The 26,954-nt window shown below is 34.7% G+C and carries 19 protein-coding genes, 2 tRNA genes and 1 pseudogene; 3 read left to right on the plus strand and 19 right to left on the minus strand.

Annotated features, from left to right (window positions below; genetic code table 11):
* Positions 1-2 precede the first annotated feature (2 nt).
* The 5 genes from FP435_RS06865 to FP435_RS06885 form a co-directional block, all read right to left on the minus strand.
* Entirely contained in the window at positions 3-3,647 is a 3,645-nt protein-coding gene (locus FP435_RS06865; RefSeq protein WP_265483519.1) for a DNA-directed RNA polymerase subunit beta, read from the minus strand.
* Positions 3,648-3,840: 193 nt separating this feature from the next.
* Positions 3,841-6,303, minus strand: a complete 2,463-nt coding sequence (locus FP435_RS06870; protein WP_265483521.1) for an ATP-dependent Clp protease ATP-binding subunit — start codon at positions 6,301-6,303, stop codon at positions 3,841-3,843.
* Positions 6,304-6,455: 152 nt separating this feature from the next.
* Positions 6,456-6,529, minus strand: a tRNA-Pro gene (locus FP435_RS06875).
* Between the two features lie 43 nt (positions 6,530-6,572).
* Positions 6,573-6,644: transfer RNA gene (locus tag FP435_RS06880), tRNA-Gly, on the minus strand.
* Between the two features lie 131 nt (positions 6,645-6,775).
* Positions 6,776-6,934, minus strand: a complete 159-nt coding sequence (locus FP435_RS06885) for a hypothetical protein (RefSeq protein ID WP_265483522.1) — start codon at positions 6,932-6,934, stop codon at positions 6,776-6,778.
* Between the two features lie 207 nt (positions 6,935-7,141).
* On the opposite strand from FP435_RS06885, the gene FP435_RS06890 reads away from it, so the two are divergent.
* On the plus strand, positions 7,142-8,509 hold the full coding sequence (locus FP435_RS06890; protein WP_265483523.1) for an SLAP domain-containing protein: 1,368 nt from the start codon (positions 7,142-7,144) through the stop codon (positions 8,507-8,509).
* Between the two features lie 829 nt (positions 8,510-9,338).
* On the opposite strand, the gene FP435_RS06895 is transcribed toward FP435_RS06890, so the two are convergent.
* From FP435_RS06895 to pth, 11 genes and pseudogenes are all read right to left on the minus strand, one after another.
* Positions 9,339-9,521, minus strand: a complete 183-nt coding sequence (locus FP435_RS06895; RefSeq protein WP_265483525.1) for a hypothetical protein — start codon at positions 9,519-9,521, stop codon at positions 9,339-9,341.
* Between the two features lie 122 nt (positions 9,522-9,643).
* Positions 9,644-11,197 (minus strand): lysine--tRNA ligase, encoded by a 1,554-nt coding sequence (lysS, locus tag FP435_RS06900; RefSeq protein ID WP_265483526.1) that lies wholly within the window; start codon positions 11,195-11,197, stop codon positions 9,644-9,646.
* Between the two features lie 19 nt (positions 11,198-11,216).
* A complete protein-coding gene (gene dusB / locus FP435_RS06905; protein ID WP_265484652.1) occupies positions 11,217-12,218 on the minus strand; it encodes a tRNA dihydrouridine synthase DusB in 1,002 nt (333 codons plus the stop codon).
* A gap of 80 nt (positions 12,219-12,298) precedes the next feature.
* Entirely contained in the window at positions 12,299-13,180 is an 882-nt protein-coding gene (gene hslO, locus FP435_RS06910; RefSeq protein ID WP_265483527.1) for an Hsp33 family molecular chaperone HslO, read from the minus strand.
* A 52-nt stretch (positions 13,181-13,232) separates the two neighbouring features.
* The gene (gene ftsH, locus FP435_RS06915) at positions 13,233-15,395 is read right to left on the minus strand and encodes an ATP-dependent zinc metalloprotease FtsH (protein WP_265483529.1); all 2,163 of its coding nucleotides are present in this window, start codon (positions 15,393-15,395) and stop codon (positions 13,233-13,235) included.
* Positions 15,396-15,459: 64 nt separating this feature from the next.
* Positions 15,460-16,755 (minus strand): tRNA lysidine(34) synthetase TilS, encoded by a 1,296-nt coding sequence (gene tilS / locus FP435_RS06920; protein WP_265483531.1) that lies wholly within the window; start codon positions 16,753-16,755, stop codon positions 15,460-15,462.
* Between the two features lie 41 nt (positions 16,756-16,796).
* A complete protein-coding gene (locus tag FP435_RS06925) occupies positions 16,797-17,138 on the minus strand; it encodes a S1 RNA-binding domain-containing protein (RefSeq protein WP_265483532.1) in 342 nt (113 codons plus the stop codon).
* Between the two features lie 3 nt (positions 17,139-17,141).
* Complete coding sequence (locus FP435_RS06930; protein ID WP_265483533.1) at positions 17,142-17,522, minus strand: FtsB family cell division protein; 381 nt, start codon at positions 17,520-17,522, stop codon at positions 17,142-17,144.
* Between the two features lie 81 nt (positions 17,523-17,603).
* Positions 17,604-17,846 (minus strand): RNA-binding S4 domain-containing protein, encoded by a 243-nt coding sequence (locus FP435_RS06935; RefSeq protein ID WP_265483534.1) that lies wholly within the window; start codon positions 17,844-17,846, stop codon positions 17,604-17,606.
* Positions 17,847-21,355 (minus strand): annotated as a pseudogene (gene mfd / locus FP435_RS06940) (transcription-repair coupling factor). It abuts the gene before it with no gap.
* A gap of 15 nt (positions 21,356-21,370) precedes the next feature.
* Positions 21,371-21,928 carry an aminoacyl-tRNA hydrolase gene (pth, locus tag FP435_RS06945; RefSeq protein ID WP_265483535.1) on the minus strand — a complete coding sequence of 186 codons (558 nt, stop codon included), beginning with the start codon at positions 21,926-21,928 and terminating at the stop codon, positions 21,371-21,373.
* A 184-nt stretch (positions 21,929-22,112) separates the two neighbouring features.
* On the opposite strand from pth, the gene FP435_RS06950 reads away from it, so the two are divergent.
* Both FP435_RS06950 and cbpA read left to right on the plus strand, forming a co-directional pair.
* A complete protein-coding gene (locus tag FP435_RS06950) occupies positions 22,113-23,084 on the plus strand; it encodes an L-lactate dehydrogenase (protein ID WP_265483536.1) in 972 nt (323 codons plus the stop codon).
* 149 nt (positions 23,085-23,233) lie between these two features.
* Complete coding sequence (gene cbpA, locus FP435_RS06955; RefSeq protein WP_265483537.1) at positions 23,234-23,917, plus strand: cyclic di-AMP binding protein CbpA; 684 nt, start codon at positions 23,234-23,236, stop codon at positions 23,915-23,917.
* Between the two features lie 29 nt (positions 23,918-23,946).
* Here the strand turns inward: cbpA and alr are convergent, their stop codons facing one another.
* The 3 genes from alr to FP435_RS06970 are packed head-to-tail and all read right to left on the minus strand — an operon-like array spanning position 23,947 to position 26,941.
* Positions 23,947-25,071: an alanine racemase gene (gene alr / locus FP435_RS06960; RefSeq protein WP_265483539.1), complete on the minus strand. Its 1,125-nt coding sequence runs from the start codon at positions 25,069-25,071 to the stop codon at positions 23,947-23,949.
* A 1-nt stretch (position 25,072) separates the two neighbouring features.
* Complete coding sequence (acpS, locus tag FP435_RS06965) at positions 25,073-25,432, minus strand: holo-ACP synthase (RefSeq protein WP_265483541.1); 360 nt, start codon at positions 25,430-25,432, stop codon at positions 25,073-25,075.
* A gap of 54 nt (positions 25,433-25,486) precedes the next feature.
* Positions 25,487-26,941: a DEAD/DEAH box helicase gene (locus FP435_RS06970; protein ID WP_265483543.1), complete on the minus strand. Its 1,455-nt coding sequence runs from the start codon at positions 26,939-26,941 to the stop codon at positions 25,487-25,489.
* Between the last annotated feature and the right edge of the window lie 13 nt (positions 26,942-26,954).

Genomic DNA, 26,954 nt, shown 5'->3' on the forward strand with positions numbered 1-26,954 from the left:
TATTACTTAGAAACCTTATCATCGGATGCACTAGAAGCATCATCATTAGCTATTTTAGAAGTATCTGCTTCTTTTTCTTCTTTTTTAGCTGCTTGTTCAGCTAAATTTTTCTTCTCTTGTTTTTGGGCCATTTCAGAAAGTTTATCAATACTGATATGTTCATCAGACTCTGTGTCCATATCACGTAATTCAATTTCCTTGTGGTTCATATCCAAAACTTCAATATCTAATCCAAGAGATTGTAATTCTTTAACTAAAACTCTGAATGATTCTGGTACACCAGGTTTAGGAATTCTTTCACCTTTAACAATTGCTTCATAAGCTTTAACACGTCCTACAACGTCATCAGACTTGTAAGTTAAGATTTCTTGTAAAGTGTAAGCAGCACCATATGCTTCAAGTGCCCAAACTTCCATTTCACCAAAACGCTGTCCACCAAATTGTGCCTTACCACCAAGTGGTTGTTGAGTAACTAAGGAGTATGGCCCAATTGAACGTGCGTGAATCTTATCATCAACCATGTGAGCTAACTTCAAGTAGTACATGATACCAACAGAGACTCTGTTGTGGAATGGTTCACCAGTTCGACCATCATATAAAACAGTCTTTCCATCTTTACCAAGTCCTGCTTGACGTACCATTTCCCACATGTCACTTTCAGAAGCCCCATCAAATACTGGTGTAGCAATGTGAATACCCAATTGTTTAGCAGCCATTCCAAGGTGAAGCTCAAGAACCTGTCCGATGTTCATACGTGATGGCACACCCATTGGGTTCAAACAAATATCAACTGGTCTACCATCTGGTAAATATGGCATATCTTCTTCAGGACAAACTAAAGCAATAGTACCTTTGTTACCATGACGTCCAGCAACTTTATCCCCAACCTGAAGCTTACGTTTTTGAACAATGTATACACGAACCATTTCATTTACACCAGGTGGTAGTTCATCGCCTGCGGCACGTGTAAATACTTGAACATTTTGCACAATTCCGCCGCCACCATGTGGTACACGAAGAGAAGTATCACGAACTTCACGAGCCTTTTCACCAAAGATTGCGTGAAGTAATCTTTCTTCAGCAGATAATTCAGTTACACCTTTAGGTGTTACTTTACCTACTAAAATATCTCCATCTTTTACTTCTGCACCAATACGGACAATACCATTTTCATCTAAGTCCTTAAGTGCACTTTCACCAGCATTTGGAATTTCACGAGTGATTTCTTCTGGTCCGAGCTTAGTATCACGAGCTTCTGATTCATAGTCTTCAATGTGAATTGAAGTGTAGACATCATCTTTGACTAATTTTTCAGAAATCATAACCGCATCTTCATAGTTGTACATGTTCCAAGTAGTGAAGGCAATAACTGGGTTTTGACCTAAAGCTAGTTCTCCTTTTTCCATTGAAGGACCATCAGCGATAACTTCGCCAGCAACTACTTCTTTACCCTTGTAAACATTTGGTGTTTGGTTGTAGTTCTTACTTGCATTAGAACGACGATATTTTTCAAGAACATACTTATCTAAAGTTTGATCATCACGTCTAATTCTAATTTCATTTGCATCTACATATTCAACTACACCAGGTGCAGTAGCTAAAACAGCATCCCCTGAATCGTGGGCTGCACGGTATTCCATACCAGTACCTACAAGTGGTGCATGTGGATTAATCAAAGGTACAGCTTGACGTTGGTGGTTAGCACCCATCAAAGCACGGTTTGAGTCATCGTTTTCAAGGAAAGGAATACATGCAGAAGTTACAGAAACTACTTGCTTAGGAATAACATCCATGTAATCAATCTTGTCTGGTGAAACTTCGATGTTATCTTCTTTGTGACGAGCCAAAACAACTTTTTCTTTAAATGAACCATCTGGATTTAAAGGAGAGTTTGCACTGGCAATAATGTAGTTATCTTCAACATCAGCAGTTAAATAATCGATCTTATCAGTTACTTTATGAGTATCCCATGAAACACGACGGTAAGGAGTTTCCACAAAACCATATTTATTAACAATAGCATAAGTTGCCAATGAGTTAATCAAACCAATGTTAGGACCTTCAGGTGTTTCAATAGGACAAAGACGACCATAGTGCGTGTAGTGCACATCACGAACTTCATAACCCGCACGATCACGTGACAAACCACCAGGTCCTAAAGCTGACATACGACGCTTGTGAGTTAACTCACCTAATGGATTAGTTTGATCCATAAATTGAGAAAGTTGTGAAGAACCAAAGAATTCTTTTACTGACGCAACTACTGGACGAATGTTAATTAATTGTTGTGGAGTAACAGTGGAAATATCTTGAATAGACATTCTTTCACGTACTACACGTTCCATTCTAGCTAAACCAATTCTAAATTGATTTTGAAGTAATTCACCTACACGACGAATACGACGATTACCTAAGTGGTCAATATCATCTGTTACTCCAATTTCATCTTGAAGAGCAAAGAAATAGTTGATTGAACTTAAAATGTCAGCTGTAGTTAAACTCTTGACATCATCTGGAATATGACCATTTGAGATCAATTTAACTACTCTATCAGGGTCAACTTTTGAATAAACCTTAATTTCTTGAACAGTTACTGGATCAGTAAGTACCCCTTCTTCAGATGGTTGATAAGTCACCATCTTGAAATCGTCTCGATCAAGGTAAGGAGTAAGTTTTTCCATTACTTCATGAGTAATTACATCACCCTTTTTAGCAATGATTTCACCAGTATCTGGATCAGCTAAAGTTTCAGCTAAAGTTTGTCTTAAAAGACGATTCTTTAATGAAAGTTTTTTGTTAATCTTGTAACGACCAACAGCAGCTAAATCATATCTCTTAGGATCAAAGAAACGTGCAAAGAGAAGTGAACGTGAAGAGTCAGTTGTCTTTGGTTCACCAGGACGTAATCTTTCATAGATATCCTTTAATGCTTCAGCAACACGAGAATCAGCTGGATTCTTGTGAATATCTTTTTCTAGAGTGAAACGAAGAGAATCATTATCACCAAAAATATCTAAAATTTCATCGTTAGAGCCAAAACCTAATGCACGAATTAAAACTGTAAGAGGAAGCTTTCTGGTACGGTCAATACGTACATAAGCTAAATCTTTTGAGTCTGTTTCGTACTCTAACCATGCACCACGGTTAGGAATAACAGTTGCTCCAAAAATTTCTCGACCATTTTTGTCGAAATCAGAATTGTAGTAAACACCTGGTGATCTAACTAACTGTGAAACGATAACTCTTTCAGCACCATTAATAACAAAAGTACCTGAATCAGTCATTAATGGAAATTCTCCAAAGAAAACATCTTGGGTTTTAATTTCACCAGTTTCATGGTTAGTCAATTTTAAAGTTACATGAAGTGGTGCAGAGTAATTAGCATCATGATCACGTGCTTCTTCAAGAGTATATTTAGGTTTTAAAAGTTTGTAGTCTACAAATTCAAGAGAAAGCTTTCCTGAAAAATCTGAAATTGGCATAATGTCCGCAAACATTTCGCTAATTCCTTCATCAAGAAACCACTTGTAAGATTGAGTTTGTACATCGGTCAAGTTAGGCAATTTCAAAACTTCTTTGATACGTGAGAAACTGCGACGTGTACGATGTTGACCATAGTTCACAGCGTGTCCTAACAAAGCAAACATCCTTTCCAAATCCATCTAGAAATAAATATTACATTTATGTTACATTTTGCAAAAAAGAGAAATTTAAGTATAAAAAAACAAAAACAACGCAGAAGTCGTTTTTGTTTTATTATTTTACCGGACAATAGATCGGTAAAATTCTGAATTTCAGCCTTTTTATCAGACTAAATTGTATATTAATTTTTAATTTTTGTCAAAGACTTTTACTTAAGGCTTTATCTTCAATTGAAAACTTTAACTTACCTCGATTACTACCAACTTTAATTGTCTGATCAGCTTTCAGTTCGCCTTTAATAATTTGCTCTGCAATTACATCTTCCAATTCTCTTTGAATAGTACGACGTAATGGACGAGCACCCATTTCAGGATCAAAACCATTTTTTGCCAAAAGATCAAGAGCAGCTGGTGAAATCTTTAAAGTGATTTCTTGTGCAGCTAAACGTTTTTCCAATCGTTTAGTCATCAAAGAGACAATTTCTCTCAATTGTGGCTTAGTTAAACTTTCAAAGACCACTGTTTCATCAATTCGGTTTAAAAACTCTGGCCTAAAGAATTGCTTAGTAGCACCTTTTACCTTTTCAGCTTGAATCTTAGCCAAATCTTCATTTGAAGTTGAGAAACCTACTACTTTATCTTCTTGAAGTGAGCGAGATCCCAAATTAGAAGTCATGATAATAATTGTATTTCTAAAATCAACTTTTCTACCTTTTGAATCTGTCAAAAATCCTTCATCCAATACTTGTAAAAGTAGGTTAAATACTTCTGGATTTGCTTTTTCAACCTCATCAAGTAAAACAACAGAATATGGATTTCGTCTCACTTTTTCAGATAGTTGGCCACCTTCTTCATATCCCACATAACCAGGAGCTGATCCAATCAACTTGCTACTTGCAACTTGATCCATATATTCAGACATATCTACTCGAATAATATTATCTTCTGAGCCAAATACAGAATCTGCTAAGGCCTTAGCCAATTCAGTTTTACCAACACCAGTTGGCCCTAAGAATAAGAAAGAACCAATTGGACGCTTCTCATCTTTAATTCCACTTCTACTACGGCGAATTGCACGGCTAACTGCTTCAATTGCACGATTTTGGCCAATAACTCTTTTATGTAAAATATTCTCTAATTCAGCCAAACGTTTAGTTTCATTAGATCTCATTCTAGTAACTGGAACACCAGTCCATTCAGAAACAACTTTTGCAATTTCTTCTGGCTCAACTACTGGTAATTTATCATCTTTTTCAGATGCTAAAAGTGACTCTTGCATAGCCCTTAATTTACTTTCATGATTTCTCAATTCAGCTGCTGTAGAAAAATCTTGGCTTTCAACTGCTTCTTCTTTTTTAGCAATTGTTTCTTTTAGTGCCTTTTCAATTTCTGAAACTTTTGGATTAAGCTTTCCTTTTTCCTTGATCTTAATTGCTGCACTTGCTTCATCTATTAAGTCAATCGCTTTATCAGGTAAAAATCTATTAGGAATATAACGTGTCGATAAACTCACCGCATCCTCAATTGCCTGATCACTAATTTTTACATGGTGATAACGTTCATACTTTTGCTTCAAACCTTCTAAAATATTGATTGTATCTTCTTCAGAAGGCTCACCTACTTTAACTTGCTGAAATCTTCTTGCTAAGGCAGAATCTTTTTCAACATATTTTTGATATTCATCAAACGTAGTGGCTCCAATCATTTGAATATCACCACGCGCTAAAGAGGGCTTTAAGATATTAGATGCATCAATTGCACCTTCAGCTCCACCAGCACCAATTAAAGTATGCATTTCATCAACAAATAAAATGACATTTCCATCCTGTTGAATTTCTTCTAGAATCTTCTTCATGCGATTCTCAAATTCACCACGATATTTAGTTCCAGCAATCAGACTTCCAATTTCTAAAGCCATTACACGCTTATTAGCTAAATCTCGAGGCACCTGGTGATTAACAATTGCACTAGCAATTCCTTGAGCTACAGCTGTTTTACCAACACCAGGTTCACCTACTAACACTGGGTTGTTTTTTGTCCGCCGCGATAAAATCTGAATAACACGATCAATTTCTTTATCACGTCCAATTACAGGGTCAATTCCTCCCTCTCGAGCACGTTTATTTAAATTAATACTTACATTATCCAAATTTGGTGTTTTTGATTTTCCATTTTTTTGAGTTTCATTAGGAACTCCTGGGCCAAACATTTGTGGTTGAAAATCTGGCTCTTCACCAATATCATCTTTAATTTGGTCTGCTAAAAAGGCCGTATCCATTCCTAGATTTTTTAAAATTAAGCTCGCTAAAATTTGATTACTTGCTAATAGTCCCAATAAAATATGTTCAGTCCCAATTTCTCTTGAACCTACTTTGCTGGCTTTTTCTTGGGCGTATTTTAAAACTAAATTTAATCGTGGAGACATTTCCATATAAGTTACTTTGGGGCTTGAACCGTAGCCAGTGTAACGTTCAATTTCTTCCCTAACTGCCATCGGAGTTATCCCACTTGCTCGCAGTAATTTCCCTGCATTACCATCTGCTTGCATTACAAGGGCTAATAATACATGTTCAGTTCCAATTACTCGATGGTGAAAACTTTGTGCCTGTTCTCGTGCAATATCTAAAACTTCTTTTGCATTTTTACTGTAAGAATTTTCCATTTTGCACCGCCTTACTAATTTTTTATAAGTACATTTATCTTAGGTAAATATTTTACTCTTTATCTATAGTAAAAGTAAAATTTTTTATTCAAAATAATTATACCAATTCTCAAGTAATAAAAAAAACTATCCCTAACTGTGAGATAGTCTTATCGGGATAACAGGATTTGAACCTGCGACCTCTGCGTCCCGAACGCAGCGCTCTACCAAGCTAAGCCATATCCCGGTACAAAAAAAGACTCACCTTCGAAGGTAAGTCTTTACTATAGAGCGGAAGACGGGATTCGAACCCGCGACCCCCACCATGGCAAGGTGATGTTCTACCACTGAACTACTTCCGCATTACATTAATATTATAGCAGAAATAAATTCAGTTGCAAGAAATATTTTAAAGAAATGCATTAGATAGGATCAAGAAACTAGGTGCTTAAAATAGAAAATCCGTTAGAACGCGTTTGTTCTAACGGATTTTCTATACATTATCTCCCAGCCAGAGTAATTTAAAAACTCTATCATAGGTTGATACCAAAATATTATTGTCGGCTAATATTCCTTTACCCTTTAAGACCTTGACCTTGATCTTGGTTTTAGCAATACAATCATAATCTCCTAAAAACTTTTGTACTTTCATTATTCTTGCTTTCTTGTTTGCATTTGCATTCCATATATCAATATCAAAGTAAAATAATTAATACTGAGACGTTCTGAAACAGCAAAAATAGATAGGCCATTAAAAATTTCGATATAGAAGATTTTAAGCTTTTTGATAAAAGTATCTTTATAATAGCTTCTGTATGTAAAAATTAATTACGGATATGTTTATTTGAAGGGGTATAATATGAATCTTAAAAAGTTTGTTTTTACCAGTGCTACTGCTTTAACTTTATTTTCAGCAGGTGCTGCATTAGTTGAAGCCGAGAATTCAACACCAGTAGTTGAAGCTGCAACTGCTAAAAAGAAGGTAATGCACAATGCTTATTACTACAAAAAAGATGGTAAAACTATTGTTAAGAAAACTAATGGCAAAAAGAAAATGATAAAATCATACCAATTTGTCAAAGTAAGTAAGAAAGTTACTATTAATGGCTCTAAATTTTACAAAATTTCAGGTAAAAATGAATACATTAAGGCCGAAAATATTGATGGTACGAAGCGTACTTTAGCTCGCAATGCTTACATTTATACTTCAAAGGGTATGAGAAAAGCTGGTTCTAAGGTCCTTAAGAAGGGTAAGACTATAACTATTTATGGTGGTTCCTTCATTATTAAGAAAAACGGTGTTGCAAAGGCAATGTACAGAATTGCACCAGGTGAGTATGTAATTATTACTAACTTTAAGAAGCAAACTGATCCTACTACTAATATCAGCGATAAAGTTAATATCAGTGATAAAGTTGATACTAATTCTGGCTCTAATACCAACACCAGTGTTAAGGTTAATACTAATACTGCTTCTAACACTAATGATAAGACCAGTACCATAACTGGCTCTAATACCAACACCAGTGATAAGACTAATACCAACTCTGGTTCTAACACTAACACCAGCGATAAAACTGATACTAATTCTGGCTCTAATACCAACACCAGTGAGAATAATGATAAAGCATCTGATAACTTGTTAAATAAATATCAAAGTTGGATTGATAATATTAAAGACGGCGATTTAATAGCTATTCGAGATACCGAAGAAAGTAGTACCGATGGTATTAATGTGGATACTATGGAAATTAAAAAAGGGGATGCCGTTCTTCAAAATTGGCATTCTTTGGATGAGCTTGATGAAAATCAATATGATATAAAAGTATTTAAGGGAAAAGACGGTAAATATTATATTGGATTTTATTATGGTCAAAATGGTGAAGCTGGAATTTTTACAATTCCAGCAGCTGACTTTAAGTTCGTCCCCTATAGAAAGTCTTCAGAGTATAAGGATTTAGTAAAGAAATACGTTTATGACAAAAGCAAATATAATGCCGCTAAGGTAACTTTTAATACTAAGATAGCTTCAATCCCTACTAGTTTGGCAGAAGATTATAAGGCTGGTGATACAATTACAATTGATGATCCTGAAATTACTATTATAGATGAACAGACTGGTTACTCTATAGTCTGTGGTGATAAAAGTGGTTTTTGGACCTTTATTCCAGTTAGTTGTATTGCTTCCTATACTCCAGTTTATGAGGATTACAACTCCAATTTATGAGGATTACAGCGAACCAGATGAGTAATATAAAAATTAACTATATAAGGTAAGTAGACAAATAATGAGGCGAAAGAGTTAATCGATACGTTCCAATATTAAAATGCACTAAACAACTAAAAATCACTAATTATCCAAGTGTAAAGTAAGGATAATTGGTGATTTTTATTTTTCTCAACTATGAGAAAAATAATTATAGTCCACCAAAAATGTGGATTTCAAGTTTTCTCTCATAAAAATAAGCTTGGCTGTAAATTATAAGCACAGATAGAAATAATTTAAAAGAGAGAAAACCATGCCGACATTATCAGCCAAGTAAAAAATAGCAACAGTTTTCTTACTGAAAATCTAATACCGCAAATTAATAAGTTGATTACTAGCAACTTACAAGCCTTTAAAAAGAAACTCTATCTTGCTTGGCATGAACTTATGCCAAAAGAATTATATAAAACAGTGCTTCGTTCAGATAATAGGGCTTCCTATGACGTATGGGAGAAATAAAATTACTATAACTTACCCCCTCCAATATTTAACGCACCACGTTCGGCAATGTCAGAAGCCAGCAACATTATTCGCTTAATTCAGCTACGACTACAAATTAAGGAATATCTAAAAGAGAAGAAAGTAGCTATTTCTACTGTTATGACTTTGGAACAGAAAGGTTCTAAAGGAAACTGTTTTAACAAAAAGAAGGCACAAAAAGAGCAAGATTTCTAAAAATAGAATTCTTACTCTTAATTTTTAGTCTAGGGATTTAGTTTTTCCCCAGACTCTTTTATTTTATTTGTTAAAACCATCCAATTTACCTAATCAAACTCTAGAATATTAGAGCTTACTTTTGTATTTTTCTATTTTTGATAATTTGAACTATTAACCAAACAGAGAGGCAGATGAATATTAATACTATTGCAGCATCTACTGCCTTTAAAAAATAAGTATTTGGTCTCCAAAAAATGACTATTAAAATAGCAATTAAATCAGAAGCAGCTATGGCCCGCAATTTATTCTTACTCATAGTTCATTCCTCCCAAAACTGGATGATCTATCTTTTACTATCAAAATTTTTATATAACACCCCCTGTACCTAATAACACAGGAAGAGAGTTTTTTACTTTTAAATCAAAATAGTCTAAAAGCTTATTTATCGCCTTTTTTAGCTCTTTCTTTCAAATCTGCTTGCACTTCTGCGTCAACGTCTTCAACTTTTTCAGGACGCATTGTTGGGAATAACAAAACATCACGAATAGCAGGTGCATCAGTTAAAAGCATAGTTAAACGATCAATACCGATTCCCAAACCACCAGTAGGAGGCATACCAAATTCCATGGCACGGATGTAATCTTCATCAATCATATCAGCTTCATCATTACCAGCTTCACGTTCTGCCATTTGATCTTCAAAACGGTGACGTTGATCCACTGGATCATTTAATTCTGAGAAAGCATTACCATATTCGGTACCCATAATAAAGATTTCAAAACGATCAGTAAATCTTGGATCATCAGCATTCTTCTTAGCAAGTGGTGACACTTCTACTGGGTGACCATAAACAAAAGTTGGGTTAACAATAGTCTTTTCACCAAACTCTTCAAAGAAGGCATTGATAATATGACCAACTTTCCAGAAAGGTTCAACATGAATACCATGTTCTTCTGCAACTTTTTTAGCTTCATCTAAAGTCATTGGTTGCCAGAAATCAACACCAGTTTGTTCCTTAATTAAGTCAACCATGTGAACACGACGGAATGGCTTGCCTAAATCAAGTTCAGTTCCTTGGTAGGTAATCTTGCCATCATCAGTAACCACACTAGCAGCTGCTTTAATAATTCCTTCTGCTTCATCCATTACATCATGGAAGTCCCAGTATGCTGCATAAGTTTCAAGCTCAGTAAATTCTGGATTGTGACGAGTATCAACACCTTCATTTCTGAATACTCGACCAATTTCATAAACTCTTTCCATCCCCCCAACAATTAAACGCTTCAAAGGAAGTTCTAGGGCAATTCTCATATAGAGACTAATATCTAAAGCATTGTGGTGAGTGATAAACGGACGAGCTTCTGCACCACCAGGGATGTTATGAAGAACTGGAGTTTCAACTTCTAAGAAATCGCGACTATCTAAGTAATTACGGATAGCCTTGATAATCTTAGTACGGTTAACAAAACGTTCGTAACTTTCATGATTAGTAATAAGATCTAAGTAACGTTGACGATAAATTTGTTCAACATCTTTTAATCCATCCCATTTATTAGGTAATGGACGAAGAGCCTTAGATAAGAAAGTAACGTGAGTAGCACGAATAGTTAATTCTCCAGTATCGGTTTTCATTACTTCACCATCGATACCAAGAAAATCACCAATATCAGATTTCTTAAAGATCTTGTAGTTTTCTTCTCCTACAATATCTTTACGCACGTAAATTTGAATCTTACCAGTTCGATCGTAAATATCCGCAAATCCCACTTTACCTTTACCACGTTTTGCAAGCATACGACCTGCAACTTTGGTCTTAGGCATATCTGCATTTAATTCATCTTTATCTTCAGCAGAGTACTTTTCATTTAAAGTCTTTGCTAAATCTTGACGATCAAATTTTCTTACGCCAAAAGGTTCAATTCCATTTTCGCGCATTTCTTCCATCTTCTCGCGACGAACGATAAGTTGGTCATTCATCTCATTTTTTGCCACTGTTAAAACTCCTTTAACTTTATTTTTGCTTCTGACTTGCTTCATACTTTTCTACAAAGTTATCTAGTAAATCAAAAACCTCTTTTTTAGTCCATACATCATTTATTTTAGCACGTGTACGAGCCGAACGGGGAACTCCTTTTAAATAATAAGCTGCTTGGCGGCGAAATTCTGGTACGGCAATTTTTTCACCTTTTAATTCTACCAAACCATTGAGTTGATTTTTAGCAGTTTCAACTTTTTCTGCCACAGTTTGCGGGGGTAATTTTTCTCCTGTTTCAAGATAATGCTCAATATCTTTCAAAATCCAAGGATTACCTAAAGCAGCTCGACCTACCATTACAGCAGTAGCTCCTACTTCATCAATCATTTGTTTAGCTTTTTCTGGGCTCGTTATATCCCCATTACCAACAAATGGAATTGTTAAATGGTCTGCGACTTCCTTTAAAATTCCCCAGTCAGCTTCACCCATATACATTTGCTTGCGCGTTCTACCATGCATGGCAACCGCACTAGCTCCTGCTTCTTGTGCAGCTAGTGCATTTTCTACTGCAAAAACATGCTTACTATCCCAACCAGTACGCATTTTAACTGTTACTGGTTTATCTACATTACGCACAACTGCTCGCACCATTTGATAAATTTTATTAGGATCAAGCAACCAACGCGCACCAGCATCAGTTTTTGTTACTTTTGGCACTGGGCAACCCATATTAATATTAATAATATCTGCTGCAGTATGAGTATCAACATAGTGAGCTGCTTGAACCAAAGTTTCTTCACTACCACCAAAAATCTGAATACTCATCGGATGTTCTCGCGGATCAACTTGAAGCATACTTAAAGTTTTTTTGTTACCATGAAGAATTCCACGATCTGAAATCATTTCACAAACAACTAGCCCTGCACCAAATTCTTTACTTACAACCCTAAACGCTGCATTTGAAATTCCCGCCATTGGTGCCACTACAACTCGATTAGGAATTTCTATATCGCGAATTTTCCAACTTTGATCCATAATTCACCTTCCTTATAAAATTCACTTACTAATAATAACCAATATCCTAACATAATCCTTAATTCATTGCTAGTGAGTCAAAACTAGTCTTCTTTTTGCTTTTTCAAGATTTCCTTTAATTCATCTTCACTATAGTGATATTTGTCTTCACAAAATTGACAGGTTAACTCTGCTCCGTGATCTTCTTCGATCATTTCTTTAAGTTGCTTAGGCTTTAAAGTAGCCAATATTTCTGCATATTTTTCTTTGGAACAATCACATTCAAAGGCTACAGGTTCTTTATCTAAAATTTTACAATCTTCGCCTAAAATCTTTTTTGCTAACTCTTCAGGTGTTACACCATCAAGCATTAATGTAGAAAGATGTGGTAATTCCTTGATCTTCTTTTCAACCTTACTTAATAACTCATCACTTGCACCTGGTAATGCTTGTAACATAAAACCGCCTGCAGCTCCGATTGTGTTATTAGGATTTACAAATACAGAAAGACCAACTGCGGAAGGAATTTGTTCAGACTTTGCCAAATAGTAAGTAAAATCTTCAGCAATTTCTCCCGATACAATTGGCACTTGGCCTGTATATGGTTCTTTTAAGCCCATATCTTTAGTCACTTGTAACCAACCTTGTCCTACTGCCTTGCCAACATTAATGTGGCCATCTGCTTTTGGTGGTAAAGCTATATGAGGATTTTGAATATAACCTTTAACTTTTAAATCGGAAGTAGTGGTAACAATTGTAGCACCAACTGGTCCATTTCCTAAAAGGCGTACAGTTAGTTCACTATCATTTTTTAGTAAAGCTCCACTTAAAAGTAAACTTCCCAACATGGTTCTACCTAACACAGCAGAAGAAGCACTCCAAGTATCATGACGTTTTTGAGCTTCACTTACAACATCTTTTGCACTGATAGTAAGTAAACGTAAATTTTTAGTTTTATCAATTGCCTTTACTAAATAATCACTCATTAAATATATCCTTTCTCAAAAAAATAGAGCCTTTATCGGCTCTATTTTACACTTAATTTTGATCATCAGTTTTGTCTGATTTATCTTTTTCATTGTTATCTTCATGTGAGTCTGACTCACTGTTAGAAGATTTTTCAGATGGTGGATTAAGTGGAATATCGTTGATATTACGATCATCATCTGGAAGAGGATGAATATTCTTTTTGTCATCTTCTTCTTGAACTTTTTCTTCATGAAGAGCTTGTTTTTCCGCAGCAGCTTTTGCTTGTTCAAAAGTTGTTGGCGTATTTTCACTTGGAAATTCATTTTCACTATCTTCAGGCATCTTACCAGTTTTGTATAATGAAAGAATTTGCTTTTCATTCAAGGTTTCATACTTAAGCAAAGCAGCAGCAATAGCATGGTGAATTTCTCGATTATTGTTAATGATTTCTTTAGCAGTTTCGTAACCTTGGTTAAGAAGTGCTTCAATAGTGTCATCAATTTTTGCTGCAGTAGCTTCACTATAAGGCTTAGTACCATATGGGGTTTGCATACTTGGAGATTCAAGCTCTGCCATACCAACATCTGTCATTCCATATTGGGTAACCATTCCACGAGCAATATTAGTTGCTTGTTCAAAGTCATTTGAAGCACCAGTAGATTTTTCACCAACTGCAATTTCTTCACCAGCACGTCCACCCATGAAACCAGCGATTTGTTCCATTAATTGCTTCTTAGTTAAAAGATTTTGATCTTCTTTTGGAAGCATAATGTTATATCCGCCTGCACGTCCACGAGGTACAATAGTTACCTTACGAACAGTTCTAGAATCACTTAATACCAATCCTACAATTGCATGTCCAGCTTCATGGTAAGCCACACGCTTACGATCAGCTGCAGAAATAACAGTATCCTTCTTAGCTGGTCCCGCAATTACACGATCTTCTGCTTCATCAATATCAGCTGCGGTAATTTGTTTATTATCACGTCTTGCAGCAACTAAAGCAGCTTCATTAAGAAGGTTTTCTAGGTCAGCTCCTACAAATCCAGGAGTCTGACGCGCAATTTCCTTTAAGTCAACATTACTTGCTAAAGGCTTATTACGTGCATGTACCTTTAAAATTGCTTCACGTCCTCTAACATCTGGACGACCAACTAAAACTTTTCTATCAAAACGACCTGGACGCAATAATGCTGGGTCTAAAACATCTGAGCGGTTTGTAGCTGCAATAACAATTACACCTTCATCACCGTCAAATCCATCCATTTCAACAAGTAATTGGTTAAGAGTCTGTTCACGTTCATCGTGACCACCATTCATCCCATTACCACGTTTACGACCAACGGCATCAATTTCATCAATGAAAATTATACTTGGAGCATTCTTTTTGGCAGTTTCAAACAAATCACGCACACGAGAAGCACCAACCCCAACAAACATTTCCACAAAGTCAGAACCTGAAATTGAGTAAAATGGTACCCCTGCTTCACCGGCAACTGCACGTGCTAATAAAGTTTTACCAGTACCAGGAGGTCCTTCAAGTAAAACACCAGCTGGAATACGTGCTCCTAATTTAGTAAATTTTGATGGATTTTTTAAAAATTCAACAATTTCTACTAATTCTTGCTTTTCTTCTTCTTCACCAGCAACATCTGAGAAACGAACTTTATTTTTTGATGGGTCTTGTGGTTTAATTTGCGTCTTTCCAAAACTCATCATACCGCGGCCTCTACCAGCACCACCAGTTTGGTTCATCATCATCCATAGCATTACGATGAAGATAATGGTAGGAACAAGCATTACTAAGGTAGAAATCCAAGTCCCAGACTGAGATTCTCCTTGCCCTGAAATTGCTGTACCATTTTGCTGAGCTGCCTTTGATACTTCACTAACCATTGAGTTATCTTGAAGCATCGTAGTACTAAAGTTAGTTACTTTTCCTTTAGAACTAGATCCACCTAATAAAGAAAAAGTATTATTATTTTGATTTTTGGCAGTTTGAGCTTTTTTAAATGTACCCGTTACAGTGTATACACCATTCGCTGGTTGTATATTGAAACTCTTGACCTTTCCAGCTTTCAAATCCTTTAAGAATTCAGAATAGCGGATATTTTCACTAGATGAGCCACTTCCTGAGCCACCCATCGCCCAATTAATTCCAGCCAAGAGTACTACGAATACTAAGATGTAGAAAAGACCATTTGAAAATAGCCTATTTCTTTTATTTTTCATATAAAACCTCCGCAGGATACTCTAGAATTACTTTCAAAATTTTACCATAAATTTACCATAATCCCTAATTAATTAATTTATTCTTTAAAGAATATACATAATATTTTTTATAGCTCTTATCATAATTTTGATTCTGGTAAACATTTTGAATATATTTTACCTGATTATTTGCAAAAATCACCAAACAAAAAGGACGTAAAAAACTAGGAATAGCATTTTCTGCAAACTTTTTTTTGGGCTTAACCTTTTGACCGTTTGCCAAATTTAGCCGCATTCCTGGCATTAATTCCCCAATACTAAAATTAGAATTAGCTGTAGTAAAAAATACACCTATTTTTTCTAAATTTTTATCTTTAAGTTCTTGATTTGCAATCATGTACATATTATTTTGCCACTTAAATGGTGTATTTATCAACACTTTTGCCCAGGACATTTTCTGTTTTAAGAATTTATCTTTTCTATATAAGTAATAGTAACCTTGATAAGCGGTATAACTATACCCATTTTTAGTTTGCGCACTATTTCTTTCACTAAATGAAACTTGCTTACCAAAGCGTTTCTTAATTAAATAAGAAAAATAATCTAGTCTTAAGGACTCATCAAATCCTGCTATTTCTTCTTCCTTTATTCTTAATGTTCCTAAAAAAATTTCGTATTTAATTTTTCTAAAAAGTAACTCTCTTTCTTTCATCAGAGTAGCCATTTCTTTAAAAAAACGATTCCCATTCTTTAAAAGCAATTTATTCTCATTTTTTAATTTTGGAACTACATGATGACGCAAACGATTACGAATAATATTATCTTCATCATTTGTTTGATCATTTATAAACTCTAATTTTTCTTTTTTATCATATTCCAGTAGCTGCTCTTTGGAATACATCAATAATGGCCTAACTAAAAGAAAGTTTTCCCAAGGACGAACTGGTTTTAAACTACTCATTTCTCTTGGATCACCTGAGCGAGTTAATTTCAATAAAATTGTTTCAAATAAATCATCTCCATGGTGAGCAGTTAAAACATAATCAATCTGTTCTTGACTAGCTACTTTCTTTAAAAAGCTATATCTTACTTTTCTCGCCTTTTCCTCAATTCCTGTGCTAGGATGATCTTTTTTATCCCATTTAGTTTCAAAAAATGGAAGTTTATATTTTTGACAATAAGCAGTTAAAACTTCACTTTCTAAATAACTATCTGCCCGTAACTGATGATCTAAGTGTGCTATCACAAGCTTACGAGGATTCAATTTTCTTATTAAATCAACCAAAGCCATCGAATCTGGTCCACCACTTGCTGCAACCAAAATATTTTTATCTTTGTAATCTAAATTATTGTCATTAAAAAACTTTTCTAAATTTATCATTTAATTTCCTTATGGAAAAAGCGATCCCTGAAGGATCACTTTCAACTTTTCTGAAGACTTGATATTTTCTTATCTGCTTCATTTATTACTTCTTCTAATGTTTTGGAGAAATTTTCTTGATGGTTAAATTGATTAGTTGGGTCAACTAAATCTGGATTATTTACTTGTTTTAAGGATAAAGCCAATTTTCCATCTTTATTATTTATTACTACTACTCTGAGTTCTTGGCCCTTTTCGTATTTAGCTTGAATGTTTTTCCAATCATTACCAAACTCTTTGTAATAAATTAAACCATGATGTTTCTTGTCTAAAGTAACAAAAATTCCTGTTTTTGTAATGTTATTAACTTTACCGTTAACACGTAAACCAATTTTATATTTCATAATTTAATCATTATCCTGAGGTTCAGGAATATTATAAATTTGTTCTCCCTTTTTTGAATAATATAATTTGTAACGAATCCACTTTTCAAGATAATCAGTCTCCTTAAGATTCTTTTCCTGAGTCTTAAGTTTAGTATTTGTTTTATCAACCTGATCTAATTTCATCTTACTAGCAGAAATTTGTTGATTAAGCTGATTTGTCTTAGATTTTAGATGTAATAAATTTAGACACCCAATAATAATTAAAAATGAAAAAATAGCTATAATCCAGCTTCTTCGAATTCGATGCTTTTCTTTTATCTTTCGCCTAGCTTGTTTTTGCATTTTTTCCCACTTAACATCCTCAGTAGGACCATTATAAATTCTTGGGCCTTTTTTTACCACGTTCTTCACCGTCCTTATTCAAAATCTTACTCTCTCCATCTTTCACAAGTGTAACTATAACATTTAACACCTAAAATGTCATTAATCGATTAATTCATATAAATCACTTGCTTCTGCCTTTTTGGTAGTATCTCTGATATCAACTACCTTTGCTTTCAAGACCTTCGTTCCAAAGCCAATTTCAATTGTATCTCCTAGCTTGACATCATAACTAGACTTTACAACTTTATCATTGACCTTTACTCTTCCTTTATCAGCCATCTCTTTAGCCACTGTTCTTCTCTTAACTAAGCGAGAAACCTTTAAAAATTTATCTAAACGCATCTATTTATTTCCTTCTTCTTGTTCTAAAATTTCCGAACTTGCAGATAAAAATGTTGTAAGTTCTTTAAACAATTGTCTTGTAGAAGTTTTCTTTTCTACTTCAAGCATTACATTTAATCTTTCTTGCGGATCATTATTTACTCGAGCACGTAGATTAACATTTTCTAAGGCCTTAAAGACATTTGGCCCCTCTAAATGTCTACTAGCTTCTTTATCATAAATAATACGAACTTTATCATCTTTTTGCTCAATAGTTAAAACTTGGGCATAATCTGCAATTGCTTTAATTGCAGAAACATTTAGTAAGTTTTCAACAGGAAGTGGATAATCACCAAAACGATCTATTAAATCATCTGAGATTTCATCAGCATCACTTTTAGTTTGAATTGCTTTAATTTTTTATAAAATTCAATTTTTTGTTCTTGATCTTCAATATAACCATCTGGAATATAAGCTTCAAGATTAAATTGAACCTCAGCATTAGTCTTAGGCAATTGCTTTTTCCCTTGGCGCTTTTTAATAGATTCATCAAGCATTTGGGCATACAAATCATATCCCACACTATCAATAAATCCATGTTGCTGTTTTCCTAACATATTTCCTGCACCACGAATTGAAAGATCTCTCATCGCAATCTTAAAGCCTGAGCCTAACTCAGTAAAGTCTTTGATTGCACCTAATCTTTTCTCTCCTACCTCAGTTAACACCTTATTTTGACGATATAAAAAGTAGGCATAAGCCAGGCGAGCGCTTCGCCCAATTCGACCACGTAATTGATAAAGTTGACTTAAGCCATAATGATCAGCATCTTCAACAATTAAAGTATTTGCATTCGGCATATCTACACCTGTTTCAATAATTGTTGTGGTTACTAAAACATCAAATTCATTTTTAACAAAGCGATACATAATATCTTCAAGTTGATTTTCACTCATTCTCCCATGAATGAATTCAATTTTTGCTTCTGGAACTAATTCTTGCAATTGACTTACTGTTTTGTCAATATCCCCCACTCGATTATGTAAATAGAACACTTGGCCGTTTCGCTTCATTTCTCGTAAAATTGCTTCTCGAACCACACTCTTATTTTCTTCCATTACATAAGTTTGTACTGGATACCGATTAGTTGGGGCCGTCTCCATTACTGATAAATCACGCACACCAACCATCGACATATGAAGCGTTCTTGGAATTGGGGTTGCGGTTAAAGTTAATACATCAATATTAGATTTTAATTCCTTTAATCGTTCTTTATGCTTAACACCAAATCGTTGTTCTTCATCAACAATCAATAAGCCTAAATCTTTAAATTCGACATCTTTTGATAATACTCTGTGCGTTCCCACAAGAATATCAATTTTCCCAGCTTTTAAATCAGCGATTATTTGTTTAACTTCACTTGCAGATTGAAAACGTGACAAAAGAGCAACCCGGACTGGAAAATCCTTATACCTATCTTGCATTGTTTCAAAGTGTTGCTGAGCCAAAATTGTTGTTGGAGCTAAAAAGGCTACCTGTTTATTATCTCTTACTGCTTTAAACGCAGCACGAATTGCCACTTCTGTCTTACCAAACCCAACATCCCCCACCAGCAAACGATCCATTGGTTTAGCACTTTCCATATCTTGCTTAATTTCTTTAATTGAACGCAATTGATCCGGAGTTTCTTGATAAGGAAATGAGGCTTCAAATTCTTTCTGTAATTCATCATCTGGGCTAAACGCAAAACCTTTTTCTGCCTCTCTTTTTGCATAAAGCTCCACTAAATCATCCGCAATATCTTCAACTTTTGCTTGAACCTTACGCTTTGTTTTAGCCCATTCGCTACTTCCTAATTTATTAACTCGAGGTACTTTTCCTTCAGAAGCAACATATTTTTGAACTAAGCCTAACTGATCAGCTGGTACGAATAATTGATCATGATTTTGATAGGTAATGGTAATATAGTCTCTCTTTTTACCATTATTATCTAGAGTTTTTATTCCCTCAAAGCGACCAATACCATGATTTACATGCACAACATAATCACCAGGTTTTAACTCATTATAGCTACGTAAACGTTGTGCATTTTCAAGAGTTCTAACTTTACGCTGTACCTTTTTTTGTTGATTAAATAATTCTCGCTCAGTCAAGTAAACTAAATTGACACTTGGTAAGCCAAAACCATTAACCAAATTGCCAACCATAATTTGAGTTTTTCCTGGTAAAATTTTATCTTTAGCTACAATTGGAATATCGAGCCCATAATCAATCATAGTTTGATTAATTTCACGTGCTCTTTGCTTGCTATCTGCTTGTAAAATTACTGTTTGCTTTTCTTTATGAAAACTAGTCAATTCAGATTTAATTAGAGGCATTTGACTAAAAAATTGCTGTGGCTGTCGGGTAGTAATATTAGCAAGCTGATCTAGTTTTAAACGTCCCAGTCCTTTTTGAAAAATCGAGAAGTAAACTCGAACTTGTTTAGCATGATTCAAGACTTTCTTAAAATCAAGCCGTAATTTTTGTCTAGCCAGCATTGCTCCTGCAACCACTTCTTCTTTTAAAAATTCCTGGTTACGTTGGTCAATGTCAGTAATATTTTTTCTTAATAAATTCCAATCATCGTACAAAACAATTCCAGAATCTGCTAAATAATCTACCAAACTAAAGGACTTGGCCAATAAATAATCTACTAAAAATGAAGAGTTTTCAGGAAGTTGGCCTTTTTCTAATGCTTCTAAACTTAACTCAAAATGATTGTTTACTGCTTGTGGATCAGCAGGAGACTTTTTAATATCTTCTTCAATCTGCTTTACTGCTCGCTCAAAATCTTCTTTGTGATAAATTCGATCTAGTGCTGGAGCAATTGTAATCGTCTCTACTTCATCTAAGCTACGTTGAGTAGCAACATCAAATTCTTTAAGGGTGTCAATTTCATCACCAAAAAATTCAATTCTAACAGGATTTTCTCTATCTAATGGATAAATGTCAACAATATCACCACGAATTGCAAACTCTCCTGGCTTAGCTACAATACTTTCACGCTGATAACCTACATTAGTCAACCACTTAGAAAGTTCCTGTAAATCATACTCTTTTTCTGGCTTAAAGACTTTTGCCCCCGCTTTAAATTCAGCCGGATCTGAAAGTTGGTATTGCACTGCTTGAGGAGTGACGACAATAACGCCAGGACGTCCACTATTTAAAAAATTTAGCGTTTTTAAACGCTGACTAAGTTCATCAGGCGAGGCAACTGCCGCTTGTGTAGCAATTGTTGCATCGATTGGAAATGTATGAACAATCTCTTCTCCTAAAATACTGCTAAGTTCATTTGCAAGTCGCTGCGCTTTGTCTTCATTTTCCTCAATAACCATTAATGGCTGCTGAAGTTTATTCATCATTTGCTTAATTATAGGAGCTTGCGATACTTCGTTTACTCCTGTCAAAAGTGAACGATTAGACCCAGGAATTTTTTCAATAAAGTTATTTAGTGTCTTATCTTCTGCAACAATGTCTGAAACTTGCATAATTAACTCCAGTTCTTAATTATAACGATTCATTAAGTATTGAGTGCTCTTACCATCAATAAAATCTTCAATAATTTGATCACTTATATCTAAAGCTTTATCAATAGCTTTTTGATCTTCTCCTTTAAACGGTGTCAATACCCACGAAACCACACTCTCTTTTGCAGGGTGCTGAATTCCAATTTTTAAACGATTAAAATTACTTGTTCCTAATAATGCGATAATACTTTTTATTCCATTATGGCCACCAGATTTTCCACTCGCTCTTACTCGAATTTTACCTACCGGCATGTCCATATCATCTTGAATAACTAAAATATCTTCAGGTTTAATTTTAAAAAAGTTAGTAACTTGTGCAATTGATTTCCCAGAATCATTCATATAAGTTTGAGGTTCTAAGATAACAACATCTTCACCTTTAATTTTTTGTTTAGTCCAGTGGCCCAAAAATTTTTCCTTATCGAGTTTTAGATTATTTTTTTCAAGATAGTGGTCAATAGCCATAAATCCAGTATTGTGCTTTGTTTTATCGTATTTTGCTCCAGGATTTCCTAATCCTACAATTAATTTCATAATTACGCCATCCTTTTTTCTTAGTGTGAAAATTATAACATATTCTCTCTCTTTTCTTCTTATTCACCACTTTTTAAGAAGGTTTTCAACTTTTTTGAGAAATTATTTAGCATATTCGCTCTAGAATGATATAATTTATATTGTTAAATCTATCACTAATTAAGTGGAAGGAAGTATTAACATTATGACAGAAGAAAAGATTCATAAGATTATTCTTGTAGGTGACGGTGCTGTAGGTTCTAGCTACGCATTCTCATTAGTTCAACAAGGAATTGCTCAAGAATTAGGTATCGTTGATATCGTTAAGGATAGAACTAAGGGTGACGCAATTGACTTAGCTGACGCTACTCCATGGCTTGCACCTAAGAACATCTACTCAGCAGAATACTCAGACGCTAAAGATGCTGACTTAGTAGTTATTTCTGCTGGTGCACCACAAAAGCCTGGTGAAACTCGTCTTGACTTAGTTAACAAGAACTTAAAGATTTTAAGTTCAATCGTTGAACCAATCGTTGAATCTGGTTTCCACGGTATCTTCTTAGTTGCTGCTAACCCAGTTGATATCTTGACTCACGCAACTTGGAGAATGTCAGGATTTGCTAAAGACCGCGTTATCGGTTCAGGTACTTCTCTTGACTCAGGTCGTCTTCAAAAGGTTATCGGTGAAATGGAACACGTTGACCCACGTTCAGTTAATGCTTACATGCTTGGTGAACACGGTGATACTGAATTCCCAGTATGGAGCTACAACAACGTTGGTGGTGTTAAGGTTCGTGATTGGGTTGCTGCTCACCCAGAAGTTGGCGAAAACAAGCTTGAAGAAATTCACAAGACTGTTGCAGACGCAGCTTACACTATCATTAACTTGAAGGGTGCAACTTTCTACGGAATTGGTACTGCTTTAGCACGTATTACTAAAGCTATCTTAAACGATGAACACGCAGTTCTTCCACTTTCAGTTCCTATGGATGGTCAATACGGCTTACACGATGTTCACATCGGTACTCCAGCTGTTATCGGTCGTCATGGTTTGGAACAAATTATTGAAATGCCTTTAGATGAAGATGAAATGCAAAAGATGCAAGCTTCAGCTAAGCAATTGAAGGAAGTTATGGACAAAGCCTTCAAGGAAACTGGCGTTAAGGTTCGTCAATAATCGATTATCAAATTACTAAAAAAACATTTGCTTAGGCAAATGTTTTTTTATTTACCTAAAATTAATCTATCTTTTCTTTCACCATAATCAAAAAATCTAAATATGTTATAATTTATAAGTTATTAAATCAATTATTTGGAGGTAAGCTGATGCTTATTAAATCACTTGTGCGTAAACGAGCATACTTAACTACAGTAAATGAAAAAGCTACCCTACAAGAAGCTTTGGAAATTTTAGAAGATTCTGGATTTCGCTGTGTTCCTATTTTAGATGATAGTGGAAAAATTTTTAGAGGGAACATCTATAAAATGCACATTTATCGTCACAAATCACAAGGTGGTGATATGTCACTACCTGTAACTTACCTTTTAAAGAATGCCACCAAAACTATCAAAGTTGATTCACCTTTTTATCGTGTCTTCTTTAATATTCGTGATTTACCTTATATTGCCGTTTTAGACCAAGAAAATCGTTTCTACGGCATCCTAACTCACTCTCGTTTACTTGATATGTTGTCAGATGCTTGGAACATGAAAACTGGTTCTTATGTTTTAACAGTTTTGTCAGATAATAACCGAGGAAATTTAGCAAAAATGTCTAAAATTATTTCCAAATATTCTACAATTGCTGGCTGCTTAACATTAGATGTTAGAAATGGCGAATTAATTCGACGCACACTTTTTACCTTACCTTCTGGTGTTTCAGAAACTACAATGAAAAATATTGTGCAAAAACTCGAAAAGAAGGGTTACCCAGTACCAGAAATCGAAGATTTAGAATCCGGGTTAACGATTAAAAACGACGAAAATTCTTTAGCAGACAAAATAAACTAGTTAGCAATATTGCTAACTAGTTTATTTTATTAGTTATATTTTCTAGGTAATCGATCACTCAATAAACAGGCAATTTCATAATGAATTGTTCCTGCATAATCGGCCACAGCCTTAATATTATTTGGTGCTTGAGGATCAGATGAAATCAATTCTACCTTAGTTCCTACAGGCATCTCATGAGGAAGTAATACCATAAATTGATCCATACAAATTCGACCAACAATTTCACAATATTCTTCGCCTACTTTAATTTTGAAGCCCTGCATCTGTCGTAACCAACCATCTGCATAACCTACAGGGACTGTTCCAATCCACTCATCTTTTTTAGCCTTAAAAGTGACCCCGTATCCCACTCCATAACCTTTGTGAATTTGTTTAACAAAACTAAGTTCTGAAGTAAAGGAAAGTGCAGGTTTTAAGGTAACTTCAGATTTCAAATCATTTGTATTAGGTGCAGAAGAAGGATTCAAGCCATAAATTCCAATTCCAAATCTTACAATATCACTTTTAACTTTTCGATTAAAAATACTTGTTGCTGTATTTGCCACATGAATATATTTTGGAGTAACGGTAAGTAAGGATTGCATTTCCTTAAAGCGCTTGACTTGATAATCAAAATATTCTGTATCTGCCGAATCCGCTTTAGAGAAGTGAGTGAACATCCCTTCAATATCAAAATTTTTATTACCTTCTAAATATTGATTAGCTGCAATAAACTCTTCTTTTTCTGAAAATCCAATTCTTCCCATCCCTGAATCAATAGCTAAATGAATTTTCAATATCTGCTGATTAATTTGTAAAATTTCTCCAACTTCCTTCAGCCACTCTAAACTAGCTGCCGCTAAAGAAATATTATTTTCGCTAGCTACTGAAACATATTTTGGATCAACAACTCCCAAAACTAAAATTGGCTTAGTTATGCCTTTTTCTCTTAATTGTAGCCCCTCATCTAAAGTAGCTACACAAAATCCTGTTGCTCCTGCTTGTTCTGCTGCATAAGCAACAGGAACACTACCATGACCATATGCATTTGCTTTGACAACTGCCCAAAGTTGTTGCTTAGGAGCCAAATGTTTTACTTCATTTTTTACATTTTGTTTAATAGCATCCAGATTTACATTTACTTGTGCTGGACGATGAATAGTAGGAATCATCTTAATTGTTTTCCTCCAACAAAACTTCTGTGATTACGTATTTCTTTTCATGAGAAATACTGACAAATATCTTACCACTAAATTTTTTGCACGTCATCACTGGTTGACCAGTCTCTTTTTGTAAAATTTCTAAGTCCTGAAACCCTATTTCTTTTCCAATTCCTGTTCCATAGGCCTTTGTAAAAGATTCCTTACAAGAAAATCTGCCTCCTAAATATTCGGCTTGTCGCTGACCAGAAAATTTTTTATATTGTAAAAACTCTGCTTCAGTTAAAACCTTTTTAGCAAATAGATCACCCTTAGCAATAATTTTCTTGATTCGATCTAAATCTAAAATATCGATTCCAATTCCCTTAATCAATTACTTACCCTTTCCAAAAAATCTCCTTCTACTACATCATAGAAGGAGATTTTTTTAGTCTTTTTTCTTTTTAATCACAAAATCGTGTCCGCTAGGCTTTTTAGTTGTATGATTTCGATTATTAGTGCGGTGACGATTATTATGCTTGTTAGAACGTCTAAAATTACCCCGCTTACGCTCATGCTTACCCTTAAATGGAAGTGGCTTTTCAGGGGTAATTTTAACTTTGATACTTTCAGCATCCTTAGAAAGTGTCTTAAGTAAAGCAGCAGCTAGATCAACTTCAGAATATTGTTCTAAGAGTTCATTTGCTCCACTAGTATATTTGTCTAAATTACCTTTTAAAAGGTCATCTACCTTTTTAGTAGCAGCACTTAATTGGCCCTTAAATGCCTCTTCATCTGATGGTGGACGTAAAGGCATCATCTTCTTTCGGGTCAATTGTTCAATAGTTCTCATATAACCTATTTCATTTGGCGTAACAAAGGTTACTGAAATACCATTTTTACCTGCTCGTCCCGTTCTTCCAATTCGGTGAACATATGAATCAGGATCTTGCGGAATATCATAATTATAAACGTGACTTACACCTGAAATATCTAATCCACGAGCTGCCACATCAGTTGCCACTAAAATATCAAGCTTGCCATTTTTAAATCGCTTAAGCACATTCATTCGACGTCCTTGAGAAAGATCGCCGTGAATTCCGGCTGCATTGTAGCCACGTGCCTGCAAACCTCTAGTTAATTCATCTACTCGTCTTTTAGTTCTTCCAAAAACTACTGCTAATTCAGGATTTTGCACATCAATTAAACGACATAAAATATCAAATTTTTCATTCTCTTTTGCTCGAACAAAATATTGATCAATTAAATTAGCTGTTAATTCTTTTCCCTTAATTTGAACAATTTCTGGAGTTTTCATGAATTTTTCACTAATTCGCATAATTGGCTTAGGCATTGTTGCACTAAATAAAAGCGTTTGGTGATCATTAGATGCATACTTCAAAATACTTTCAATATCTTGAATAAAACCCATATCAAGCATTTCATCGGCTTCATCTAAAACAATTGTCTTTACGTCTGATAAATTGACTGTACCACGTTTTAAATGATCCAACAATCTACCAGGTGTCCCTACTAAGATATCTGGTGCTTGCTTTAAAGAACGAATCTGACGACGAATGTCAGCTCCGCCATAGACTACTTGAACCTTTGCCTTTTCATCTTTACCTAGTCTGAATAATTCTTCTTGAGTCTGAATTGCAAGTTCACGTGTAGGTTCAATAATTAAAGCCTGAACACTTTTTTCTTTAGGGTTAATTTTTTGAAGAACTGGTAATCCAAAAGCAGCTGTTTTTCCAGTTCCTGTTTGAGCTTGCCCAATTACATCTTTTCCTTCTAAAACTAGTGGAATTGTTTTTTCTTGAATTGGGGTAGCTTCCTCAAATCCAGCTCTTTTAATAGCTTTTAAGATTTCTGGTTTTAAATTTAAATCTGCGAATTTCAAATAATTTTTTTCC

Origin of the sequence: Lactobacillus sp. PV037 (genome assembly GCF_014522345.1) — a bacterium.
Lineage (GTDB): Bacteria > Bacillota > Bacilli > Lactobacillales > Lactobacillaceae > Lactobacillus.

Coding starts and splice junctions, on each gene's coding strand:
- FP435_RS06865 (WP_265483519.1), bottom strand. CDS start 3,647: ATGTTTGCTTTGTTAGGACACGCTGTGAACTATGGTCAACATCGTACA.
- FP435_RS06870 (WP_265483521.1), bottom strand. CDS start 6,303: ATGGAAAATTCTTACAGTAAAAATGCAAAAGAAGTTTTAGATATTGCA.
- FP435_RS06885 (WP_265483522.1), bottom strand. CDS start 6,934: ATGAAAGTACAAAAGTTTTTAGGAGATTATGATTGTATTGCTAAAACC.
- FP435_RS06890 (WP_265483523.1), top strand. CDS start 7,142: ATGAATCTTAAAAAGTTTGTTTTTACCAGTGCTACTGCTTTAACTTTA.
- FP435_RS06895 (WP_265483525.1), bottom strand. CDS start 9,521: ATGAGTAAGAATAAATTGCGGGCCATAGCTGCTTCTGATTTAATTGCT.
- hslO (WP_265483527.1), bottom strand. CDS start 13,180: ATGAGTGATTATTTAGTAAAGGCAATTGATAAAACTAAAAATTTACGT.
- ftsH (WP_265483529.1), bottom strand. CDS start 15,395: ATGAAAAATAAAAGAAATAGGCTATTTTCAAATGGTCTTTTCTACATC.
- tilS (WP_265483531.1), bottom strand. CDS start 16,755: ATGATAAATTTAGAAAAGTTTTTTAATGACAATAATTTAGATTACAAA.
- FP435_RS06925 (WP_265483532.1), bottom strand. CDS start 17,138: ATGAAATATAAAATTGGTTTACGTGTTAACGGTAAAGTTAATAACATT.
- FP435_RS06935 (WP_265483534.1), bottom strand. CDS start 17,846: ATGCGTTTAGATAAATTTTTAAAGGTTTCTCGCTTAGTTAAGAGAAGA.
- pth (WP_265483535.1), bottom strand. CDS start 21,928: ATGAAATTAATTGTAGGATTAGGAAATCCTGGAGCAAAATACGATAAA.
- FP435_RS06950 (WP_265483536.1), top strand. CDS start 22,113: ATGACAGAAGAAAAGATTCATAAGATTATTCTTGTAGGTGACGGTGCT.
- cbpA (WP_265483537.1), top strand. CDS start 23,234: ATGCTTATTAAATCACTTGTGCGTAAACGAGCATACTTAACTACAGTA.
- alr (WP_265483539.1), bottom strand. CDS start 25,071: ATGATTCCTACTATTCATCGTCCAGCACAAGTAAATGTAAATCTGGAT.